Consider the following 9,105-nt stretch of genomic DNA (forward strand, 5'->3'; position numbering starts at 1 on the left):
ATTGGTACGAGAATTGTCCAAAAATGCAGGGCGGCAACTATATTTATAGTGATAAAGTTGTGATTTTGGTGCATATAATCGTCAGTTTCTTTAGAATTGGTTTAAGACAAACAGTCGGGTTTATAAAAGGGTATTTGCAACAAATAGGAAGAGATTTGCAGCTATTCACAAGCATCAAAAGAAACTTAATATTAAGATAAATGATTGCAGAAAATAATATGGAAGATATCGAAATTGCTATAGACAGTACAGGAATTAGTATATACAACAACACACAGCAAGGAAAATAGCACTGACAGAAAATATCGTGGCTATGAGCAAACGAGAAAATTGCACGTAATGTTGAATATAAACAACAAAAAAGCCATAGCTGTAAAATACAGTAACGGCTGATCACTATGGAGCTTGTGATTTGCTAAAAGAAGTCGATTTTCAGTATGTCATAAAAGTACTATATGCAGATAGGGCATATGACAGAGAAAAGCTCTATAAGCTGTGTAATCAATATGGTATAAAAACGAAAATTCCTCCGAAAAACAACGCAGCAGAGCATCCAAAGTTAGACTATATGGCTGAGAGAAATTCTGCAGTCAAGCTCATAAAGTCATATGATGAAGATGGTATAAAGAAGTGGAAAAAAGAGATGAGTTATGGAAAAAGATCTTATATAGAAAGTTTTTTCTCGCAACTGAAACAAACATTCGGGTTTAGTTTTAGGAATAAATCTGAGACAAATAGAGAGAAGGAACTACTTGTTAAATGCTATTTGCTCAATAAGTTCACTGATATTGGTATGGCTAAATTTGAGATAGCTTCATAAATTTATTGTGCGTTACCTACTATCCGAAGAGCGATGCAACAAAGCCATCCCAGTGTCAGCTACTTGGATGACAGAGGGGGGTGGAATGACAGAAGATGATGGAGTGACAGGGAGTAATACAAAAAGTTTCGTCATCCCCATTGAATCGGCTTTAAAATCGATGTTCAAAGTTGAAATTTCCCTAGAAGATGCGGGGAAAATCAGAAAAGGTCAGGAAGTTGTATTAAATAACTTGCGTAATTTAAAGAATCATGATATTTGTTGTACGGTGGTGGGTAGTGTACCTATTGCAATCTGCAGTTTTATTTATGGTTGTGTGAAACCTATTCGTGTTTTTAATATTTAAAATGAGGTTTAGATGTCGATAACATCCGAAAAGAAAAAGAGTTTGATAAATATATATGCAATTAAAGAAGATGATACAGGCTCATCTTTTGTACAATGTGCAATTTTGACCGAGAGGATCAGTAACTTAACTGAGCATTTTAAAGTGCACAAGCATGACCATCACTCTAAGCGTGGTTTACTTATATTGATAGGTAGAAGACGCAAGCACTTAAATTATATAAAGCGTAAATTTGGTAATGAAGCCTATCAGGAATTAATAGAGAAGTTAGGCATTAGAAAATAATCGAGGAATTTAATATGTTTAAAATTATAAAAAAATCTATAGAGTGGGGTGGTCGTGCCTTATCTTTAGAAACAGGAAAAATAGCACGCCAAGCTCATGGTTCAGTAGTTGTAAATTACGGTGATACTTCTGTTTTAGTAACTGTTGTACGTAAAAAGAAGGAAGAAAGCGTTGATTTCCTACCTTTAAATGTGCAGTTTATCGCAAAAAGCTATGCCATGGGTAAGATCCCTGGCGGGTTTTTTAAAAGAGAAGGCAAGCCATCTGATAGAGAAACTTTAATCTCAAGAGTAATAGATAGAAGTATAAGACCACTATTCCCAGAAGGATTTCATGATGAAATTAGTGTGGTGTGCAATCTATTAACTTATGATACAGTCAATCCTCCTGAAGTGCCAGCATTGATTGGTGCTGTTGCAGCTCTTGCAATTTCTGGTGTTCCCTTTCACTTTACTATAGCTGGAGTGATGGTTGGTTGTGATGAAAATAATAACTATATACTCAACCCTTCTGTTCAAGAGATGAAAGCAAGCAGCTTGGATCTGTTTTTGTCTGGTGATGAAAATTCAATTTTAATGGTTGAATCAGAAGTGAAAGAGCTCTCTGAAGAAAATGTTTTTAATGCAATAAAATTTGGCCATGAACACCTTAAGCCTGTCATTAAGCTCATAAAAGAGTTTGCTGATACAATTGGCAATAAACCTGAGAGCTTTGCCCCTATTGATGCATCAGATATAACACAAGAGCTCGAAAAATACGGTAAAGATTTTGAAAAAGCATATTCGCAAACAGTAAAACAAGAGCGAGTTCAAGCTCTAGAAGCGATCAGAGAGAATATATTGAATACTCTTAAAGAAACTGGAAAAGACGAAAAGTTAATTACGTATGCAGTAAAAAACTTTGAAAGATCTTTAGTACGTGAAATAATTAGGAAGAAAAGTGTAAGGATAGACGGTCGTAAGCATGATGAGATACGTCAGATAGAAGTTGAAGTTGATATTCTGTCCAAAACTCACGGTTCTGCACTATTTACAAGAGGCAATACTCAGGCACTGGTTGTTACTGCTCTTGGCACCACTCAAGATGAGCAAATTGTGGATGATATTGAAGGGGATAGACGTGAGCATTTCATGTTGCATTATAACTTTCCCTCATTTGCTGTTGGAGAAACTTCTGCTGCGCGTGCACCAGGAAGAAGAGAAATCGGTCATGGCAAACTTGCTTGGAAAGCAATTCATCCTGTTTTACCCGATAAGTCTGAATTTCCTTATACAATAAGAGTAGTGTCCGAAATTTTGGAGTCTGATGGTTCTTCTTCTATGGCAACAGTTTGTGGGACTTCTCTTGCTTTAATGGATACGGGTGTGCCAATAAAGGCCCCTGTTGCTGGAATTGCTATGGGTCTCATCAAAGATAAAGACGAGTATGTAATACTTTCCGATATACTTGGTGATGAAGATTATCTTGGTGATATGGACTTTAAAGTAGCAGGAACTAGTGAAGGGGTTACGGCGCTACAAATGGACATGAAAATTTCTGGTATAAGCTTTGAAATTGTTGAAAAATCTTTAGAACAGGCAAAAGCTGGAAGATTACATATTTTAGAAAAAATGAATGCAGTGATTTCAGAACACAGTGATGATGTCAAAGACCATGCACCAAGGATGTTATCATTTTACATAGATAAAGACAAAATTTCTGCTGCTATAGGTTCTAAGGGGAAAAATATACGCAGTGTGTGTGAAAGAAGTAATGCAAAAATTGAAATAGGAGATGATGGTAAAGTTTCTGTTTTTGCTACGAGTGGCACTGAAGCTGAAATTGCAAAGAGTATGATGATTGATTCAATAACAGAACTAGAACAAGGTTCTATAGTTGATGTCAAGGTTGTAAGGATAGAGAAGTCTATTGTAGAGCTTGAATTTCTTAATGGCAGAAAAGGAAAAATGCACATAAGTGAAGTAGCTAATGAACATATAGATTCTATAGAGAGCGTACTTAAACAAGATGATACTTTCAAAGCACTAGTAATTGACTTCGAAAAAGGTGGGTGTCCAAAGTTGTCAAGACGTCGGGTTGATCAAGAGACGGGAGAGTTTTTTGAAGGTGAGCTTTACAACGAGGAAAGGAAAGATGGTCCAAATGACAGGGATAATTATTACAATAATTCATTTAGTAGAAAACCTGGAGGAAGTCACCATAAGAGGCCTCCTCGTTCTGGTTTCAGCAACAGAAATAGGCCGAAATTTGGTAATAATGATTCATCATCAGGTTTTTATTAAGAGTAAACTTCTTGCGTTACCTCTCGTCATTCCAGTGCTTAACACTGGAATGACACCCTTTCTGGTGAAGGTTGTTCTCAAATCACAATGTTAGTACAATTGTGGTGTTAGCTATAGCTAACCCAAGGTATCCGTTCAGCGGAGTGGTAGAATAAGGTAGACAAAGTGATCTAAAAAGATAATCATAGAGCAAAAGTGAGGTAATGTGGTAAAACTTTTAGAACTTTGCAAAAATTTACAGCAAAAAATAGAAAAACTGAAAGCAGAGATAGAAAACTTAAAAGCAGAAAATAAAGCTTTAAAGATAGAGAACGCTGAATTAAAGGAAAGGCTTGGTTTAAACTCGAAAAATTCATCTCTACCGAGCTCTAAAGAATTGTACAAAACAAAAAAGGACAAGCCAAAAAGCGAAAGGAATGTTGGCGATCAGGTTGGGCATAAAGGAAATTTTCATGCTACAATGGAAGCGGATAAAGTAGTAAAAATAGAGTTGTCTAATATTTGCGAATGCGGAGGAGAGCTTGTAATATGCGAAAAACCTTATGTTCACCAAAAAGTTGATCTTCCGGAAATTAGGCCTTATGTAGTATAGCATTTCTCATAATAGTCCGAACAGGTCATAGGAAGGCAGAATCAACAGCACGACGAAAGGATTCGAATAGAGGAATGTTTTTCCTGGCTCTGTTTTTTATAGCAAACCAATGATGCTCAATTTTGTTGAAATCTGGAGAATAAGGCGGCAGATACAAAATTTCTGCACCAACCCCTTTAGCAAGCTCGATAATCTTATCAGACTTATGAAAAGTAGCATTGTCAAGAATGACAGTCTGTCCAGGTTCCAAGATCGGTGTCAAAAATTGCTCAAACCATCCATTAAAAACATCCATATTACAGTGGCCTTCAAAGGTTAACGGAACAACTATCTTTCTTCCACTTAAGGCTGCAACCATACTGATTCGTTGAGTTTTCTTTCCAGATTTTAAGGCATAAAACCGCTGTCCTTTCTGGCAATATCCGTAGTTCGGTGTTATCAATGCCAGACTCATCTATATACACTAAGTTTTTAGGTTCTTTTGTCGCTATAATTTTCAAAAATTCAGCACGTTTTTCTTCGTTTCTTTCCTTGTATCCATATGTCTTTTTTTGCGCGTAAATCCAATTTTTTTAAGGGCTCGATAGATCGTTTGGATACTAACGTTGTTCCAAAGTTTAGCCATTTCCGATAGAGTCTTTCCTCCGTGTTCTCTGGCAAATTTGGCAAAGGTATCCCAGTCGGTAATTTTGTGATTGTAACCCCCATTTCCAAGTTTTTTTGATTGAAAGTCTCCTGTTTCTTTTCTTCTTTGCTGCCACTCCCATAAAGTAGTTCGTCCAATCTTAAATCTTGCTGCCACTGTTTCTCTGCTTTCTCCTTCGTCTAGCGCCTCCATTGCTTTTTTTCTTAAATCATAACTATATGCTGCTGGCATTCAACCTCCTTATCATTATCTATCCTTATCACATCCGGACTTCTATGAAAAGAGCTATAAGAGGTTGTCCGGAAACAAGTAAAAGGCTATAATATGGTCTCTTTAACATAACCCTACTCATAGCTAGGTATATGAAATTCTCAGTGGATGTTGTGAGTAAATCATACTCCTTCGATAGCCTTCTATTCCTATTAACCCAAGCAAAAGTCCTTTCTACAACCCATCTTCTTGGCTGTACTTTAAACCCTTGTTCTCTTGTTGGTAGTAGCTCAGGTGGCGTATCTTTGTGCACCCAAAATCTACATGGAGGCCTTTTAACAATTTCAATATCTATGTCATATTCTTCCTTTATGTGATTCTTTAAATTTCTTCCTTGGTATCCCATGTCAGCCCACATTTTTTTAACTTTAGTATATTTTGTTCTCATATTGTTTAATGCTATTTTAATACCATCTCTATCATTTTCGTTAGCAGCGCCTACGTAACAACCTAGTATAAAACCCTGAGTGTCTGTAATTATATGCCTTTTTCTACCCTTTACTTTTTTACTTCCATCATAGCCTTTGATCCCCCCTTTTCTGTAGTCTTTACAGATTGACTATCTACTATACAGGCACTCGGCTGCTCATTCCTTCCTATTTTTCTTCTACTATATTTTGTAATTTCATAATTCATTTTCTCAAAAATTCCCTGCTTCTTCCATTGCCTGAACTGCTCATACACAGTCTTCCATAGCGGAAAATCATTTGGTAAATACCGCCATTGACACCCTGTACGCAATACATAGAAAATTGCTTCTAATATTTCTCTTTTGCTATACTTTGGCGGCCTTCCTCCTTTCTTGTATGATACTCTGAAGTGTTTTTCTATTCTTGCCCATTCCCTTTCGCTTAGATCTGTTGGATACTTTTTTCTCATCTTTACCCCGTACTAAAATTTCAGATATTATAGCCTTTTACTTGTTTCCGGACAACCTCTAAGATGGAAATATCAAAATTGCTATAGACAGTACAGGAATTAGTATATACAACAACACACAGCAAGGAAAATAGCACTGACAGAAAATATCGTGGCTATGAGCAAACGAGAAAATTGCACGTAATGTTGAATATAAACAACAAAAAAGCCATAGCTGTAAAATACAGTAACGGCTGATCACTATGGAGCTTGTGATTTGCTAAAAGAAGTTGATTTTCAGCATGCCATAAAAGCACTATATGCAGATAGAGCATGTGATAGGCACAAGTTTTATAAGTTGTGTAACGAATATGATATAAAGACAAAAATTCCACCAATAAACAATGCGGCAGAACATCCAGAAATAGATTATATGTCTGACAGGAATGCTGCTATTAGGTTAATAAAATTATACGGTGAAGATGGCATGAAAGAATGGAAAAAAGAAGTAAATTATGGGAAAAGATCTTATATTGAAGGGTTTTTCTCAAGATTAAAGCAAATATTCGGATTTAGTTTTAGGAATAAATCTGAGATAAATCGAGAAAAAGAACTAAATGCTATTTGCTTAATAAATTCACTGATATTGGTATGGCTAAATTTGAGATAGTTACATGAATTTACCATAAATCACCATCTCATAAAGTGTGATGCAACAAAGCCATCCCAGTGTCTGGGCACTGGGATGACACCCTTTTGGATGGAAACCAGTGTCAGGTACTCGGATGACACCATTTACAACCACTCTCCTACCCTTTCTAGCTGTTTATAGCTGTTAAATCTCAGGAATTTATCAAAATATGGAGAGGCAATAAAGGGTGTGGAATTACTTAAATAGTTAGATAAAAAACCAGGCAGATCATTTTTTAATTCTTGCATTTTGTATCTATAATTTTGTATAGAAATAACTTTTATTTTATCATAATCAAGTTTCCAATAAGCAAGTTCTGAGACTTCTCTTTTTGTTATATGTTCTACCGCTAAGGCTTGTAAAATTAATTGCGGAAAAAATCCCGACATTACTTCTTCATTGGAAGGTGGTGTACCAAGCTTATAGTCTATAATTGCCACTTGCCCACTTGGTAGATACTCAACTCTATCACATCTTGCTATCAGTGAAATTTCTTGTGGCTTATTTGTCATCCAAGCAGTTTCATACTGATCACAAGAACCAGTGTCACGCGCTGGAATATGAAATATCGGACAGGAAAAGTTCTTTTCCAACTCAACATAATTGCTTCGAGTTTCATCAAATTCGACAAAAGATTGAATTATCTTTTGTAGTCTTACCCACCACATATTTGAAAAATTAAACTGACTAGTCGAGAATGCTTCTCGTGCAATGCTCATTGGAGATTTTTTGTTGCGTAAATATCTTGCAAGAATGTTGTGTACCATAGTGCCAAATTCCAATATCGATGGCTTGAAATTCAAGTCTCTTAATTGTTTAAGACCCAGTATATATTCAACGTAAAATGAATAAGGATTACGAATTAGCTTTTCTATTGCACTGCAAGACATCACCTGCATTTTTTCTTTTCTAACTTCGGTTTGAGGTTTTGGCATAGGCTGAGTACATGGAACAGTACATTCAGGCGTATTTAATATCCTTAGCCAATCACGATACGGCTGCTTCCCCTCCTTGAGTAGAATTTCCAAACGCTGCAATAGAATTGGCTTTCTATGGCTTAGCGATCTTGTAATATAAACCTTACTTGCACAAAACAAATTGTGTAAAGTATAAAAAAAATACCCCTGCTCTTCTTGTGCAGAAGGAAGATTAAATTTTTCTCTCGTAAGTGCATTCAAAAGCGGACTTTGAAAGCTTGGCGCTTCATTAAATCCAGCAAGTATTACAACTTTGTTGTGATATAAGCTGAATTTATTCAAGTCACTTGCTACAAAGAAAAACTCTTTCTCTAAAAATAAGGTCAGAATTTGGCTATATAACTCTAAGGAGCATTTAATTCCTACACCCTCACATGCATTTGAGAAATTACAGGTAAAATTACCTATTTCACTATTTAGCTCTGAAAAATTTATACCAGATAATATATTAATACACTGCAAATGAGTTGCTACCACATCGAAAATAGAGCAATTTATAGAACGAAGTAAAGGATTAAATATAACCTCTAACTTACTGATAATAAGTAATATATCTTCTTTGTATTTTAGCTTTTTATGGGCATTGATAGCATTTATAATATGCTCAGACCATTTGTACTAAAGTTGCGTAATATCTCTATTTCAAATTCAGATAAAATCCGAGTGTACTCTTCTTGAGTGTAACCAAAAGTCACTAGCCTATGTTTAAGGAGCGAAAGTAATGACACACTGCTCCAATTTGAGGTCAAAACTTCGATACTATAAAGCAGAAGCGTTATATAAGGGTAATTTTCCGGTATGGCACTGTGTTGCCTTGATAAACATGCTATACGAGCTGCAAGTAATTTATCAAAGACGACCAAAGAAATGTTTTCATAACCTTCATTTTCTATAATTAATGATGTCACTTGTGCTTCTTCCTCTCTGGAATCACAAGTGATGACTTCAATATTGCCAACATGTCCACTACTAACTTTGCTTAGATCGGCAGTTGTATCAAAGACGTAATCTAGATATTCCTCAGGACTTCCTGTTATCCCAGCCCTTTCTTCTGTCATCCAAGTAGCTGACACTGGGATCCAGTTTTCATTATACAGCCACCTGGTGCGCTCATTTAAAGTTAAGTTTTCTGGATCCCAGTGTCTGGGCACTGGAGAACACGCTTCTGGCAGAAAACTCACATCCCTTCTATCCACTTTTAAATAATCGAGCAGATCTTTCAGGCAATATTGATAATGTTTTTTATCAAGCGATTTCCAGTCTTTCTCTTTAATTTTCAAATTCAAGTTAGGCAAAATTATTTTTCCAAATGGCAGATCATATATAGCCCTAATTAAC

At 35.9% G+C, this 9,105-nt stretch carries 5 protein-coding genes and 5 pseudogenes; 6 read left to right on the forward strand and 4 right to left on the reverse strand.

What is annotated here, in order from left to right; translation table 11 throughout:
• The 5 genes and pseudogenes from WG67_RS08585 to WG67_RS06330 all read left to right on the forward strand — a co-directional run.
• A pseudogene (locus tag WG67_RS08585) lies at positions 1-820 on the forward strand (IS5 family transposase); the annotation flags it as partial.
• A gap of 7 nt (positions 821-827) precedes the next feature.
• Positions 828-1,166: a hypothetical protein gene (locus WG67_RS03875; protein ID WP_231115842.1), complete on the forward strand. Its 339-nt coding sequence runs from the start codon at positions 828-830 to the stop codon at positions 1,164-1,166.
• 12 nt (positions 1,167-1,178) lie between these two features.
• A complete protein-coding gene (gene rpsO, locus WG67_RS03880) occupies positions 1,179-1,451 on the forward strand; it encodes a 30S ribosomal protein S15 (protein ID WP_006279944.1) in 273 nt (90 codons plus the stop codon).
• Between the two features lie 14 nt (positions 1,452-1,465).
• Positions 1,466-3,733, forward strand: coding sequence for a polyribonucleotide nucleotidyltransferase (gene pnp / locus WG67_RS03885; RefSeq protein WP_070356939.1), 2,268 nt, complete (start codon positions 1,466-1,468; stop codon positions 3,731-3,733).
• 205 nt (positions 3,734-3,938) lie between these two features.
• A pseudogene (locus tag WG67_RS06330) lies at positions 3,939-4,322 on the forward strand (DUF6444 domain-containing protein); the annotation flags it as partial.
• A gap of 28 nt (positions 4,323-4,350) precedes the next feature.
• Here the strand turns inward: WG67_RS06330 and WG67_RS07535 are convergent.
• The 3 genes and pseudogenes from WG67_RS07535 to WG67_RS06340 all read right to left on the reverse strand — a co-directional run.
• Positions 4,351-4,779 carry an IS630 family transposase gene (locus WG67_RS07535; RefSeq protein ID WP_255322255.1) on the reverse strand — a complete coding sequence of 143 codons (429 nt, stop codon included), beginning with the start codon at positions 4,777-4,779 and terminating at the stop codon, positions 4,351-4,353.
• Positions 4,780-4,821: 42 nt separating this feature from the next.
• Positions 4,822-5,202 (reverse strand): helix-turn-helix domain-containing protein, encoded by a 381-nt coding sequence (locus tag WG67_RS07540; RefSeq protein WP_007549224.1) that lies wholly within the window; start codon positions 5,200-5,202, stop codon positions 4,822-4,824.
• A gap of 91 nt (positions 5,203-5,293) precedes the next feature.
• Positions 5,294-6,120, reverse strand: a pseudogene (locus tag WG67_RS06340) (IS5-like element ISWpi1 family transposase); the annotation flags it as partial.
• Positions 6,121-6,188: 68 nt separating this feature from the next.
• Between WG67_RS06340 and WG67_RS03915 the strand changes: the two are divergent.
• Positions 6,189-6,777: pseudogene (locus WG67_RS03915) on the forward strand (transposase); the annotation flags it as partial.
• A 117-nt stretch (positions 6,778-6,894) separates the two neighbouring features.
• On the opposite strand, the pseudogene WG67_RS03920 reads toward WG67_RS03915, so the two are convergent.
• Positions 6,895-9,105 (reverse strand): annotated as a pseudogene (locus WG67_RS03920) (WPE palindromic element domain-containing protein); the annotation flags it as partial.

Source organism: Wolbachia endosymbiont of Drosophila incompta, assembly GCF_001758565.1.
Taxonomy (GTDB): Bacteria; Pseudomonadota; Alphaproteobacteria; order Rickettsiales; family Anaplasmataceae; genus Wolbachia; species Wolbachia pipientis.